Consider the following 13,133-nt stretch of genomic DNA (forward strand, 5'->3'; position numbering starts at 1 on the left):
TTATTTTTTATGTGTTGCTTGATAACGTCTTGTTATCAACCATTGTTGTAGGATACTAATCAGGTTATTTGTTAGCCAATATAACACAAGTCCAGATGGGAATGATGCAAATAAGAATGTAAATATTACAGGTAAGAACATCATTATCTTAGCTTGCATAGGGTCTGCTGGAGCTGGAGAAAGTCTTTGCTGCAAGAACATTGATATTCCCATTAATACAGGAAGTACGAAGTAAGGATCTTTCATCGATAAATCATGGATCCAGAAAATAAATGGAGCATGTCTTAGCTCTACAGATTCTAATAATACCCAATATAATGAAATAAATATTGGGATCTGTATTACCATAGGTAGACATCCACCAAGAGGATTAACTTTTTCCTCTTTGTACATTCCCATCATTTTTTTACCAAGAACTTGGCGGTCATCTTTATATGTTTCTTGAAGTCGTTTAATTCTTGGTTGTAACATTCTCATTTTTGCCATAGAGCGGTAGCTCTTAGCAGAAAGAGGATAAAAAATTAGCTTGATAAGTACAGTGACTAATATAATAGACAGACCCCAATTTCCAACTAAAGCATGAATATGGCTCATAACCCAGAAAATAATTTCTGAGAAGAATGATAACATACCATAGTCTAGAGTTTTTTCTAGATTTGGTGCTAAGCTAACTAAGTTATCTTTAATGATAGGACCTGTATAAAGTACAGAAGATACATTTTGTGATTGATTTTGAGCTATTGTAACGCTAGTGTACTCGCCAGCCTCAAAAACATCATCATTTAGGTTTTTGTAGTATATTTTTGAATTTGATGATTGCGGTATCCAAGCAGTCATAAAGTAATGTTCTATGAATGCTACCCAACCTTGACCATTATTATCAACTACTGTTGGTTTACCATTAGTTTTAGAGATATCTTTAAATGATTCTTTTCTAAACTTATCTTGCGGAGTTGAATATGCAACTCCAGTGAAAGTGTAGCTATGGGCATTTAGTAAGCTAAAGCTATCTCCGGCAGGATTGAAATTTCTAGCTAATGAATCATCAACTATTATATCTATAGGCTTTGAGCTAGTATTAGTGATTTTTTGAGATATAGAAATATTATACTTAGAATCATCAAAAGTATATATTCTTGTTATATCTAGTCCATCTACAGAGCCAGATAAAGTTAGAACTTGCTTGTCACCCTGGTTTTTGACACCTTTGTTTTTAAATTCTATAATTGCTGGCTTTTTCTTTATAACAATATTAATCTTTGCAATATATTCGGAACCTTGTTTTTCTGTTAGAAGGTTCATCGGAGTTTTGTCTTTTAGGCTAATTGTATAGTCTTTTAAAGATGAAGAAGTGATAGCTCCATTTAGTAAACTAATTTTTAGGTTTTTGAAAACTTTAGTGTTTATAGTTACACTGTCAGCCTTATCATATTTTGAGAAACTAGTTTTTGCTGTTAAGTTAGGGGTTTGATCTTTAACTCCATTACCTGCTTTAGAATCTGCTGATTTTGTGTAATGACTATTTTCTTGAGTTTTAGCCGTTTGTTGCTCATTGTTGTTTGAAGGGAAGGTTTGTTCCCATCTTCCCATCAGAGATATAAACATTATTGCTATTGTGACTAATAGTAATATTCTTATATGGTTAGCTTTCATTATTTTTTTAAACCTTTTATTTTTGCCGGAACTGGATCAAAGTAGTCTCTTTTTGCTAATGGATGACAACGCAAGAGTCTACGTGTAGTTAAATACAATCCCTTTAGTATACCATGAGATTTTAGAGCTTCTAAAGCATATTCAGAACAAGTTGGATAATATCTACATCTAGCAGGCATAAAAGGGCTGATGCAGTAGCGATAGAGCTTGATTAATAATATAAAAAGAGCTGTTATGATTCTTTTAAAAAAAGATATAATTTTTCTAGAGATTGCCACAGTTCTTCCTTGGTAGCTTGGGATGCTGGTTTTTTGCCCAGTACAATCAGGCTTTTTTGATCTAATAAAAATTTGTTTAAACGAAAAAACTCTTTAGCAAGCCTTCGACAAAGATTTCTTTTAGTAGCTCTTTTTATGCTTTTTTTAGGTAAGATGATACATATGCCAGGATCTTCGATGTTTCTTTTGCTTAGCAAAAATGTAAAGTGCAAGGTGCTTAGCTTATTTTCAACATTATCAAAAGTCTGTTTGATCTCACTCTTATTAAGTATATTTTGTTTTGTTAAACAAACATTATGCACTAAGTTTAGCTCTGCCTTTAGCTCTTCTATTTTTGATAACTTTTTTCCCACTTAGAGTTTTCATGCGGGCACGAAAACCATGAGTTCTTTTTCTTTTTAAGTTTGAAGGTTGGAATGTTCTTTTCATTTTATATTTTCCTCTTTAAATAAATTTTCTTTATTCTATAAATCACAGAAATAGTTTCGATATTATATAGAAAAGACAAGAATTAGTCAAATGTTATTGATAATTACTTTGAGCAAGGAATTAAATTCATTTTGTTTAATTCCTTCCATGATGTATCAGGGCATTTTTTAGGTTGTTTGCTTGGTAAACAGTAGCCTTGCCAACCTCTGTAATCTTCGGTACTTAGACACTTTTTGAATTTTTTGACTTTAAGGTATGCAGGTGTCCATGTAGAAGAGCTAGAACCAATAAGTTGTTCTTTTTGTTTAGGCTGATCTATTTGTATTTTATTTTGTTTTGATTGTTTAGATATGTTTATTGGGAGAGCATTCATTGCTGTAGGATTTTTTTGGCTTGATCCGCTAGATACTTGTAAGCTAAACCCAGTAGATAAGAATACACTTAATCCTAATGCTATTACTATTTTTTTCATTTTAAATTTGAATTACTTTAATTTTTATGTGCCTAATGATATTTATTTTTTTTGCTCTATTCAAGTTAATCATGTTTTTTACCATGATATAATTTTAATATTTTAATTATACGGAGTTATTGATGTCGGATTTATACCATGTTATCGGATATCCTGTAAAGCATAGTTTATCACCAAAAATTCAAATGCAGTTAGCCAGTCGATATGACCAAGATATGGTTTTTACAGCTATAGAAATTAAGCCTGAAGATTTAGAAAGAAAAATTAAAGAGTTTAGAAGTAATACCCAAATCAAAGGCTTAAGTGTAACGGTTCCTCACAAAGATAAGGTATTTGGCTTGGCTGATGATTCTGATGCAACAGCTAAAGCAGTCGGAGCTGCTAGTAATGTTATTTTTACCTCAGAACGTAAGATGATAGCTCTAAATTATGATGGTTTGGGGATTGTTAATGATATTAAAAATAATTTTAAGGTAGAATTTAAAAATAAGAAAATTCTTGTAGTTGGGGCAGGCGGTGCGGCAAAAGCTGTTGTAGCTGCGATAGTAAAAGAATCTCCAGATTCAATAACTATAACAAATAGAACAAAGCAAAAAGCACAATTTATCGCTAATTTATTTAAATCTGACTTTTCCATAAATGTTGAGGATTTTACAGATATTGTAGGCACCTTTGATATTGTAATCAATTCAACATCATCAAGTATTTATGAGGAAATGCTACCATTAAAAGCTACTAACTTTTCTAAAAATGCTTTTGGCTATGATTTGATGTATGCTGATGGAGGAACTGTTTTTACAAAGTGGTGTCAGGACAATAATATATTTGCAGCTGATGGTAAAGGTATGTTACAAGAGTTAAGTAAGGCAGTATTTAAATATTGGCGAGGGCTGTGACTAGTAAGGCGGGTGTGGTATTATACTTAATATCTTAAATGTTGGCTACTTGCTGTATAGACGAATTTGAATAAAAAAATATTATTTCTTGGTATAGGAGGTATAGGAGTTTCTGCTCTTGCGATAGCTGCAAGAAATTTAGGGGCTGCTGTTGAAGGTCATGATAGTAAGCCTAGTAAGTTAACGGCTAAGCTTGAGTCTTTAGGAATCAAAATATTTATTACAACAAATAATATTAATTTGTCTAACTATGACATGGTTGTCTATTCAAGTGCAATTTCGGCTAAGAACTATTTATTACAAGAAGCTAAAACGCTCGGGATAGAATGTCTACAGAGAGCAATGTTTTTAGCGATCCTGATGAGAAATTTTAATTATAGTATTGCCATAACAGGAACTCATGGTAAAACAACAACATCTAGCATTTTAGCAACACTGTTATGCTATCTTGATAAAAATAATAGTTTTGTAGTTGGCGGGGTGGTCAAGTATTCTAATTCAAACATAGAAGTTAATGGTAAGGATAAACTAGTTATTGAAGCGGATGAGAGTGATGCATCATTTTTACATTTGAATCCGCAGTGTGCCGTAGTTACTAATGTTGATCTTGATCATATGACAACTTATCAAAATAGCTATGAGAATCTCTTAGATAATTTTTTACAATTTCTTTCTAAAGAGACTGTTAAAGATATTTATCTATGTGTAGATGATAAAGGTTGTAATGATCTGTTAGTAAGAGACTCTTTAACTGATAAGAATATAGTCTTATATGGTTTTTCGGAAGATGCTAACGCACAAATAAAAAATTATCGCATAGTAAATAATAACCATACTTGTTTTAAAGTTTGCTACAAGGGCGAGGTGTTAGACTTTACTATCCAACTACCAGGTAAATATAATGTGCAAAATGCAACAGCATGTATTGTTTGTTGCTTAGATCTTGGTTTTGAATATCAAGATATAAGAAGAGCATTGCTAAATGTTGAAGGTGTTGCAAGAAGATTTGATCTCTATGCAAAAAAAATCTCAGGATGTGAAATACAGGTAATAGATGATTATGGGCATCATCCTGTAGAGGTGACTAACTGTTTGGAAGCAGTTAGAGATAGGTTCCCATGCAAAAAAATTATTCATGTATTTCAGCCTCACAGGTATACAAGAAATAGAGATTTATTTAGAGATTGGCTAAAAGCTCTTTGTTTATCTGATCAATTAATTTTACTTCCGACTTACTCTGCTGGTGAAGAAGTTATCTTAGGCGCAGAGAGTAAAGATATAGCACAAAGGCTTACAGATTGTATTTTATTAGATAGTTTTAGTAGTGTAGTGACTACTTTAAAAAAAATTATTGATAAAGATTCGGTTGTTTTAGTACAAGGGGCGGGAGATGTTACAAACTTAGTGGAGATGTTGGGTGAATAGTGTAGATGAATCAACTCTTTATGTCGTTGCAACACCAATAGGTAATCTAAAAGATATAACACTTCGAGCTATTGATATATTAAAAGAAGTTGATGTTATTTTGGCTGAGGACACTCGTGTAACAGCAAAGCTTTTGGTAAGTCTTAATATACGGCGAGAACAAAAACTAGTATCATGTCATGATTTTAATGAAGAGTCTAGGGTGCAACAAGTTAAGGAGTTTTTGGATGTCGGTAAAAGAGTCGCTTTAGTTAGTGATGCAGGAACTCCATTAATATCTGATCCAGGGTATAAAATAGTAGCAAATTTGCGTGAGGATAATTATAAAGTAGTTCCTGTTCCTGGTGTTAGCGCAGTGACTGCGGCTTTATCGGCTGCAGGATTACCATCAAATAGCTTTATGTTTAAAGGTTTTTTATCTGCAAAAAAAATAAAAAGACAACAGCAGATACAAGAATTTAAGAAGAATAATACGACGGTCATACTATATGAGTCTGTGCATAGAGTAGAGTATTTGTTAGCAGATTTAGAGAGTATTTTACCAGATATTGATATTGCTCTTGCAAAAGAGTTAACAAAACGGTTTGAGACTTTTGTTAATGGTAAACCAGCTCAGGTGGTAGAGTTTTTTAGGAGCTATCCTGAAAAAATTAAAGGTGAGTTTGTCGTTATAATTGATTGTAATAATATAGATATCTCAGATTCTTCGAGTATCGACCAAGACTTATTACTTGGAGCATTACTTGAGGAGCTACCGTTAAAAAAGGCTGTTAAATTAACAGCAGATCTATTAAAGCTTAAAAAAAATGATATTTATCAAAAAGCACTAGATTTAAAAAAAGATATGGATTTGAAAAAAAATGTTTAGTCGATCTTTATATACTATTAAACAAATATTTAGTCATAAAAAAATGCTTAAGTTCCTAAAATATAATAATTGTTTAGAAAGTATTGTGCATTTGACACCGGGATTCTTAAATCAAAAAAAAATTAGCTATTTGGCTTTAGACTTCGATGGTGTGTTAGCTAGCCATGGTAAACCAGAGGTTATTGCTGAAGTTAAACAGTGGCTAGGTGATTTTGTTACTAAGTTTGGTGAAGATAATATATTTATTCTTTCAAATAAGCCAACACAAGAAAGATTGGAGTATTTTAAAAAGTATTTTCCTAAAATTAGATTTATATCTGGTGTTGCGAAGAAACCTTATCCAGAAGGTCTTAATAAAATTATAAAAACAATAAACTGTGAGCCACAAGAGGTTGCTCTTGTCGATGATAGACTTTTGACAGGTTGTTTGGCGTGTTTTATCGCTGGATGTTATCCAATACTTATAACGAAACCCTATGTCGATAGAGAAAATTATACAAAAGAAGAGAGATTCTTTAGTTTTTTACGCTATTGTGAGCAAAAAATGTTTTTATAGAATTTTACTTGTGAGTATTTTGATTTATTATTAGTTTAGTATCTATATGGGATTTTAAAAATTAGCTCTATTTATGAAAAAAATTATAGCTTTATTGGTTGTTGTGTTCTTATATGTTAATAGTTTTGCCAGCGACACTTTTACGCAGTCTTTTTTTGATGATCATAATCATTCAACGTATAAATTTTCACCTAAAAACAATAATTATCGTGATGATGTAAAAATACAAGAGTATGGTTTCAATTTTGGTAAGGATGATTCTAACAATTATAACTGTAGTTATAATGCATCAGGACAAATAAGGTGTGGGAATTATAAACTTAGAAAAGATACAACTAGTGATTGCGGGAAAAAATTAAGTAAAAAAATGTTAGAACATCTTGAGAAACTTAAAAAATCTAAAAATATTAGTGAGGGAGATGATTTTAACTGTGCTTTAGATAGTGATGATGAGGCTTATTGTTGGGGTAGTAATAAAAGAGGTCAGCTTGGTACGCCTGAGGTAAAAAGTAAATCAAAAATTCCACAAAAAGTTGATACAAGTATTAAATTTAGAAAAGTATACACAAAAGCACATTATGCTTGTGCTTTAGATGAAAACAATCATGCCTATTGCTGGGGTGATGGTAGTAATGGAGAAGTTGGTAATGGTGAAAAAGGACTTTTTAGTGAGCCACAAAAAGTTAAAACAGATATACAATTTAGTCGATTAATTATGGCAAGGACATATACTTGTGGAATTACTAAGGGATCTAATGAAGTATATTGTTGGGGTAAGGGTAAAAAAGGTACTTTAAGTCTAAACTCTTCGGTACCTGTTAAAATTTAAAAAGATATTAAGAAACTTATTTATGAAAAAAAATATAATAATAATTACACTTGTGTTGATATATAGTAGTGCTTTCGCTCTTGAAACTTATACCCAAAGCTTCTTTTCAGCATACAATAGGAACAATGAATATAATAAAAATATAGCTTATTATGCTTCTGGCGAGCTTAGGGTCGGCCATCATGATATTATCGAAGCTGATTCTGGTAATGATAATGCGAAACAAATAGAAGAGCATTACAAACAGCTTCAAAAAGCCAAAGGAATTAGTGTGAAGAGTGGTTCTAGATGCTTCATGGATAAAAATTATAATATTTACTGTGTCAATGATAAGTACTCTGATGAGCCAGAAGAGCAACAACAAAGTAAAGCTTCAGATTCTTTAGGCATAAGCTTTAGTGAAGATAATAAATTTGAAAAAGTATATGGTCAGAGTAAATATGCTTGTGCTTTAGATAAACAAGGAAATGCTTATTGTTGGGGAGATGGTGATCAAGGAGAGCTTGGAAATGGAGAAAGAGGACACTTTAGTAAACCACAAAGAGTTAAAACAAATATTAAGTTTAGTAGATTGAGTGTATCTAAAACATATGTTTGTGGAATTGCCACAGAAAATAAAGGTATTTATTGTTGGGGTAAAAGTACAGGAAGTACAAACTTAAATTCTGCAGTTCCTGTTAAGATATAACATGAGTGAAAACTCTAAGAAGTTTCTTACAAATTCAAAACGTTTTAAAATCGTAACGGAGTTAAATGACCAACTAAATAATTGTGAGGAGTTCATAATTAGTGTTGCATTTGTAACACTAAGTGGTGTTTTGTGTATTTTAGAATCTTTACGCCAATTACAAACTAATAATATAAAAGGTAAGATCTTGACAGGGTGTTACCTAAATTTTACTGAGCCAAAAGCTTTAGAAAAGCTTCTTGAGTTTAATAATATAGAACTCAAAATACTTGATAGTGAAAACTTTCACGCTAAAGGATTCTTTTTTAGAAATGAGAAAAATTGGCAAGTGATGTTAGGTAGTTCAAACTTAACTCAATCTGCTTTGACAATAAACAATGAGTGGAATATTCTTTTTGAAGCTAATCAAGATGATGAAATTATTAGACAAGCTTTGTTGGAATTTAATAAACTTTTTAATCATGCTAGGTATGTTAGAGATTTTATTGATGAATACAAAGAAATATATTGTAGACAAAAAAGGCTACAAGCTACTGAAGCTATACATTTGCAAAATAGTTGTATAAAACCAAATAAAATTCAAAGAGAGGCTTTAAATAGTCTAGATACATTAAGGAAAGATAGTAAAGATAAGGCTTTAATAATAAGTGCTACAGGTACTGGGAAAACTTTCTTAAGTGCATTTGATGTTGCAGAAGTTAGACCTGAACGTTGCCTTTTTATAGTTCATCGTACAAATATAGCAATAAAAGCTAAAGAAACTTTTGCTAAAATTATTAAAGATAAGGCTTTAGGCTTATATACGGGTGATAATAAAGACTCTACAGAATATTTATTTGCGACTATACAAACACTTAAAAATCCAAAAGTTTTAGCAAATTTTTCAAGAAATGAGTTTAGTTATATAGTTATTGATGAGGTTCATCACGCGGAGGCAAAGAGCTATAAAAAAGTTTTTGATTACTTTAAGCCTAAGTTTTTACTTGGAATGACAGCTACTCCAGAGCGAACAGATGATGCTGATATCTTTAAGTTGTTTGATTATAACATTGCCTATGAAATTAGATTACATCAGGCCTTAGAAGAGGGCTTACTGTGTCCTTTTCATTATTTTGCCATAGAGGATTTTTATATTGAGTCAGAAAAATATTTAACTATAAATTTCTTAAAACTAGTTGATGATGGTCGAATTGCACATATAGTTGAGAAAATGAACTTTTATAAGTTTAGTGGACAGTTTAGAAGTGCATTAATGTTTGTTAGTAATGTCAATGAAGCAAAAGAGCTAGCTACTAAATTAACTCAAAAAGGGATAAGATCAAAAGCTTTAACAAGTGAAGATTCTGAGAGATCTAGATTAGAAGCTATAAGTCAGCTTGAGTCAAATCATTTAGAAGTTATTGTGACGGTTGATATTTTTAATGAAGGTGTTGATATTCCATGTGTAAATCAAGTTATATTATTACGCCCAACACAGAGTGCTATCGTTTATATTCAGCAATTAGGTAGAGGTTTGCGCAAGCATAAAGATAAGCATTTTGTTGTGGTTTTAGATTTTATCGCGAATTATAATAATAATTTTCTTATCCCTGTAGCATTAAGCCAAAATAATAGTTATGACAAGGATGAGCTTAAAAGCTTTGTTATTTCACCAAATAATTATATAGCTGGCCAAAGTACTATAACATTTACAAATATCGCTAAAGAGATTATTTACAAGAATATCCAGATAACAAATTTTTCACAGTTAAAGAATATAAAAAGAGATTATAAGCAGTTGAAAAAAGAACTTGGAAGGATACCAATGCTAGTTGATTTCCAAAAGTATAATTTTATATCTCCAGAAGTTGTCTTATCTGCTAAAGATACATATTATGATATATTAAACTCTTTTAAAGAAAATATAGCTGAACTTGATAGAAGGCAATATTTAATTTTGAAATTCATTTCTAAAGAGTTTACGCCAGCAAAAAGGTTATATGAAATATTAATTCTAGAGAACTTACTAAATTGTAGTAATTTGGTAATGTCACAGCTTGAGTCAAAGCTTCGAGAAAACCTGGATGATTTTGATATTAATAGCTTTAATAATGCTCTAAAGCACTTGGCTTTAGATATATTTACAGTTAATGCCGCAAGACAAAATTACGAGCCATTGATATCTATAAATAATGGAAAAATTTTACTCATAGTTATAGATTTAATAGAAAGCAGCTGTTTATTAGAATTTCATCTTAGGGACTTGATTGAATATAATAAATTAATTTATTCAGAAAGGTATAGTCATCGTAAAAATGCAGATTTAGCAATGTATGCTAAGTATTCAAAAAAAGATATTGCTCATCTTCTGAATCATGATTATACCAATGGAGGGGTTAACTTAGCAGGGTACAGAGTTTTTGAGAATAAAGCATTTCTTTTTATGACTTTTGATGAGAATAAGAAGTTTACACAGCATGATAATAAATTTATTTCTTCGAAAGTTTTTACTTATTATTCTAAAGCTGGAAAGAGTTTAAATGATAAGCTTGAAAATAACTTAGTAAAAGATATTTATATAAGGTACGTGTTTGCTAGGACAAATAAGAATAATGAATATCTCTATTTAGGTACAGTTTCAAAATGTTTGGGCGCCAGAGAGCTTTTAAAAACCAAGAAGATGATTGAATATAGGTTTGAATTACAGCAAGCATTAACTAAAGAAATATGGGAATATTTTGGAGAAATTTATAAAAATAAAATTTGAGCTGTAATTAAATACTTTTTTATTTTTGTTTGTTATAATTGAAGTTAAAGGAAGACATGTTAGGAGAGTTGTCATGGCGTATAAAAAAGTTTTATTAGCAGTAAATGTTTATGAAAATGTAGATGTTGTAATTAAGTCTGCCGTAGACTTTGCTAAGAAGCATAGTACCGAAGTTATAAAAGTGGTTACAGTTATTGACTGTGTAGCGCCGTTTGTGCCATCAATAGTTGATTTCCAGCATTCAATAGAGAAAGAAGCACAAGAAGAGCTAAATAAGCTAGTAGCTAAAATCTCAGGGATTAAAGTTGAGCATGAAGTATTAGTTGGTAATCCAGCAACAGAAATTGTTACATACGCAGAAGAAAGTCAATGTGATGTAATCGTGTTAGGTTCTCATGCTACTCACGGTATCAACTTACTTTTAGGTTCTGTTGCTAACGCTGTTTTACATAAAGCTAAATGTGATGTATTAACTGTGAGAGTTAGTGAAAATGAAGCTGCTGTAAGTAAAGCCCATAGCTATACTAAATTGTTAGTGCCTACAGATCTTGAGAATGACTCATGTATTGTTGTTGATAAAGCAAAAGAAATAGCTAAGCTTTATGATGCAAAATTAGACACAGCATTTGTTATACCGAATGATAGTATTTCCTTGATGACTTATGAGACTGCAAAAGTTGAAAAAGCTTTAGAGAAATTCGCTGAAAAAAATAATATAGATGGTGAAAAATCAGTAATGATTGGCGCAATATCTAATAGCTTATTGGAAAAAGCTGAGAAAGATAAAAATGACCTAATTGTTGTAGGAAGCCATAGAAGAGGCGCAATTGGTAGATTTTTCTTAGGCTCAACGGCAAATAGTATCTTACATGAGGCAAATGTTGACGTCCTGGTTGTAAGACTTAAATAAAAAATATCTTCTTATACATCTTTATCGCTAACTAAAATTCCAAAATTTTTACTAAATTCCTGTTAAAAAGTGTATTTTTGCCAAAAAATATATTTAAATAGAAGTATCAGGTCTAGATAATTGGTTAGAGAATGAAGAAGTTTTTAGTGCTTTTAGCAAGTACAGCTGAGTGGTATGAGTTTACAGTATATTCGTTTTGTGCTGTGTATATTGGTGAAGCATTTTTTCCAAATCTAGCAACTCCATTTGCTAGTTTTTTTAGCAGCTTTTGGAGCCTTTGCTGCAGGTTTTTTAGCTAGACCTTTTGGCGGTATTATTTTTGGATATATTGGTGATAAGAAATCAAGGACAACAGCTCTTGCTTGGGCGGCATTCTTTATGGGATTACCAACTGTGGGTATTGCACTATTACCATCTTATGCAACAATAGGTATTTTAGCACCTATATTACTGGTTCTATTCAGAATACTTCAGGGAATCGCTTTAGGAGGCCAGTATAGTGGTTCAATAGTTATACTTGTGGAAGAGGAAGAGACTATACTAGGAAAAGCAAAGGCTACAGCAAATGTTATAGCAACGGCTTTTGGTGGAATGTTATTTGCTATTATTAGTTTCCAAATTATTAGATACTTTATTCCTAGCGAACTGATGTCACATGGTGGATGGAGAATACTATTTGCTATAGCAATTATTCTTATAGTTATGTCGTTCTTTATTAAGCATACTGGAGATAGTAAATCAGAAGCTTCATCAAGTCAGCAAGTTAAATTATGGCATTTAATTGTGAAGTATTGGAAAAGTATCGTTTTTATGATGCTATTATGCTTTCCTGGAGCAGTCGTAGCATATTTTCAAATAACTATATTACCAAATATTATTACTCAAGTTCTTGGCCATAAAGATGTTGATGTTGCTATCCTTACTACTATAAGCCTAGTTGTTTTTATTGGATCATGTGCTTTAGCAGCTAGATTAACGAAGTTCTTTAATATTAAGTCAATAACGGCTACAGGCTTAGTTCTAATGTTATTACTTCCATTGCCAATGTATGCCCTATATAAATACGATAATAGTTTGTTGATCTTATTTTTTGTAATAATATCTGCTATTTTTGGTTTATTCTATGGCAATATTATGGTGATCTTTACTGAGAGTTTTCCTAAGCAAATACGCTATACAGGTTTTGCTCTAGCTTATAATATAGGTTTTGGAATTTATGGAGGACTTCTACCATTTTTATGTTTTTATCTAGCAGAACATATATCTGATTATATGGCTGTTGGAATGATTTGTGTAAGTGCTGTAGTAGGACTACTTACTTTATATAAGCTTGAGCCAGAAAGTTGTAAAGATGTTACTAGTAGAAAGATTAGGTAATATTTG

General features: G+C 31.3%; 14 protein-coding genes. 9 read left to right on the forward strand and 5 right to left on the reverse strand.

What is annotated here, in order from left to right; all coding sequences use genetic code 11:
- The 5 genes from yidC to CDV26_RS00770 all read right to left on the reverse strand — a co-directional run bounded on the left by yidC (window position 1) and on the right by CDV26_RS00770 (window position 2,832).
- Window positions 1-1,653 carry a membrane protein insertase YidC gene (gene yidC, locus CDV26_RS00750; protein WP_088771662.1) on the reverse strand — a complete coding sequence of 551 codons (1,653 nt, stop codon included), beginning with the start codon at window positions 1,651-1,653 and terminating at the stop codon, window positions 1-3.
- Window positions 1,653-1,931: a membrane protein insertion efficiency factor YidD gene (gene yidD / locus CDV26_RS00755; RefSeq protein WP_088771663.1), complete on the reverse strand. Its 279-nt coding sequence runs from the start codon at window positions 1,929-1,931 to the stop codon at window positions 1,653-1,655. The genes yidC and yidD overlap by 1 nt, the downstream gene beginning before the upstream one ends.
- Window positions 1,886-2,284, reverse strand: a complete 399-nt coding sequence (rnpA, locus tag CDV26_RS00760; RefSeq protein WP_088771664.1) for a ribonuclease P protein component — start codon at window positions 2,282-2,284, stop codon at window positions 1,886-1,888. The genes yidD and rnpA overlap by 46 nt, the downstream gene beginning before the upstream one ends.
- Complete coding sequence (gene rpmH, locus CDV26_RS00765) at window positions 2,226-2,360, reverse strand: 50S ribosomal protein L34 (RefSeq protein ID WP_088771665.1); 135 nt, start codon at window positions 2,358-2,360, stop codon at window positions 2,226-2,228. The genes rnpA and rpmH overlap by 59 nt, the downstream gene beginning before the upstream one ends.
- A 103-nt stretch (window positions 2,361-2,463) precedes the next feature.
- Window positions 2,464-2,832, reverse strand: a complete 369-nt coding sequence (locus tag CDV26_RS00770; protein ID WP_088771666.1) for a hypothetical protein — start codon at window positions 2,830-2,832, stop codon at window positions 2,464-2,466.
- A gap of 122 nt (window positions 2,833-2,954) precedes the next feature.
- Between CDV26_RS00770 and CDV26_RS00775 the strand changes: the two genes are divergently transcribed.
- The 9 genes from CDV26_RS00775 (at window position 2,955) to CDV26_RS00815 (ending at window position 13,127) form a co-directional block, all read left to right on the forward strand.
- Window positions 2,955-3,728: a shikimate dehydrogenase family protein gene (locus CDV26_RS00775; RefSeq protein WP_088771667.1), complete on the forward strand. Its 774-nt coding sequence runs from the start codon at window positions 2,955-2,957 to the stop codon at window positions 3,726-3,728.
- Window positions 3,729-3,794: 66 nt separating this feature from the next.
- Window positions 3,795-5,153 (forward strand): UDP-N-acetylmuramate--L-alanine ligase, encoded by a 1,359-nt coding sequence (murC, locus tag CDV26_RS00780; protein WP_088771668.1) that lies wholly within the window; start codon window positions 3,795-3,797, stop codon window positions 5,151-5,153.
- Window positions 5,146-6,021 (forward strand): 16S rRNA (cytidine(1402)-2'-O)-methyltransferase, encoded by an 876-nt coding sequence (gene rsmI, locus CDV26_RS00785; protein ID WP_088771669.1) that lies wholly within the window; start codon window positions 5,146-5,148, stop codon window positions 6,019-6,021. Before murC ends, rsmI begins: the two co-directional genes overlap by 8 nt.
- Window positions 6,014-6,577, forward strand: a complete 564-nt coding sequence (locus tag CDV26_RS00790; protein ID WP_088771670.1) for a YqeG family HAD IIIA-type phosphatase — start codon at window positions 6,014-6,016, stop codon at window positions 6,575-6,577. Before rsmI ends, CDV26_RS00790 begins: the two co-directional genes overlap by 8 nt.
- 73 nt (window positions 6,578-6,650) lie before the next feature.
- The gene (locus tag CDV26_RS00795) at window positions 6,651-7,406 is read left to right on the forward strand and encodes an RCC1 domain-containing protein (protein ID WP_088771671.1); all 756 of its coding nucleotides are present in this window, start codon (window positions 6,651-6,653) and stop codon (window positions 7,404-7,406) included.
- 22 nt (window positions 7,407-7,428) lie between these two features.
- Entirely contained in the window at window positions 7,429-8,094 is a 666-nt protein-coding gene (locus tag CDV26_RS00800) for an RCC1 domain-containing protein (protein WP_088771672.1), read from the forward strand.
- Between the two features lies 1 nt (window position 8,095).
- On the forward strand, window positions 8,096-10,840 hold the full coding sequence (locus CDV26_RS00805; RefSeq protein ID WP_088771673.1) for a DUF3427 domain-containing protein: 2,745 nt from the start codon (window positions 8,096-8,098) through the stop codon (window positions 10,838-10,840).
- A 73-nt stretch (window positions 10,841-10,913) separates the two neighbouring features.
- Window positions 10,914-11,750, forward strand: coding sequence for a universal stress protein (locus tag CDV26_RS00810; protein ID WP_088771674.1), 837 nt, complete (start codon window positions 10,914-10,916; stop codon window positions 11,748-11,750).
- Window positions 11,751-11,996: 246 nt separating this feature from the next.
- The gene (locus CDV26_RS00815; RefSeq protein ID WP_245806473.1) at window positions 11,997-13,127 is read left to right on the forward strand and encodes an MFS transporter; all 1,131 of its coding nucleotides are present in this window, start codon (window positions 11,997-11,999) and stop codon (window positions 13,125-13,127) included.
- Window positions 13,128-13,133: the final 6 nt, after the last annotated feature.

The sequence above is a fragment of the Francisella halioticida genome (assembly GCF_002211785.1).
Taxonomy (GTDB): domain Bacteria; phylum Pseudomonadota; class Gammaproteobacteria; order Francisellales; family Francisellaceae; genus Francisella; species Francisella halioticida.

Coding starts and splice junctions, on each gene's coding strand:
- CDV26_RS00810 (WP_088771674.1), top strand. CDS start 10,914: ATGGCGTATAAAAAAGTTTTATTAGCAGTAAATGTTTATGAAAATGTA.
- CDV26_RS00805 (WP_088771673.1), top strand. CDS start 8,096: ATGAGTGAAAACTCTAAGAAGTTTCTTACAAATTCAAAACGTTTTAAA.
- rpmH (WP_088771665.1), bottom strand. CDS start 2,360: ATGAAAAGAACATTCCAACCTTCAAACTTAAAAAGAAAAAGAACTCAT.
- yidC (WP_088771662.1), bottom strand. CDS start 1,653: ATGAAAGCTAACCATATAAGAATATTACTATTAGTCACAATAGCAATA.
- CDV26_RS00775 (WP_088771667.1), top strand. CDS start 2,955: ATGTCGGATTTATACCATGTTATCGGATATCCTGTAAAGCATAGTTTA.
- CDV26_RS00800 (WP_088771672.1), top strand. CDS start 7,429: ATGAAAAAAAATATAATAATAATTACACTTGTGTTGATATATAGTAGT.
- CDV26_RS00770 (WP_088771666.1), bottom strand. CDS start 2,832: ATGAAAAAAATAGTAATAGCATTAGGATTAAGTGTATTCTTATCTACT.
- CDV26_RS00795 (WP_088771671.1), top strand. CDS start 6,651: ATGAAAAAAATTATAGCTTTATTGGTTGTTGTGTTCTTATATGTTAAT.
- CDV26_RS00790 (WP_088771670.1), top strand. CDS start 6,014: ATGTTTAGTCGATCTTTATATACTATTAAACAAATATTTAGTCATAAA.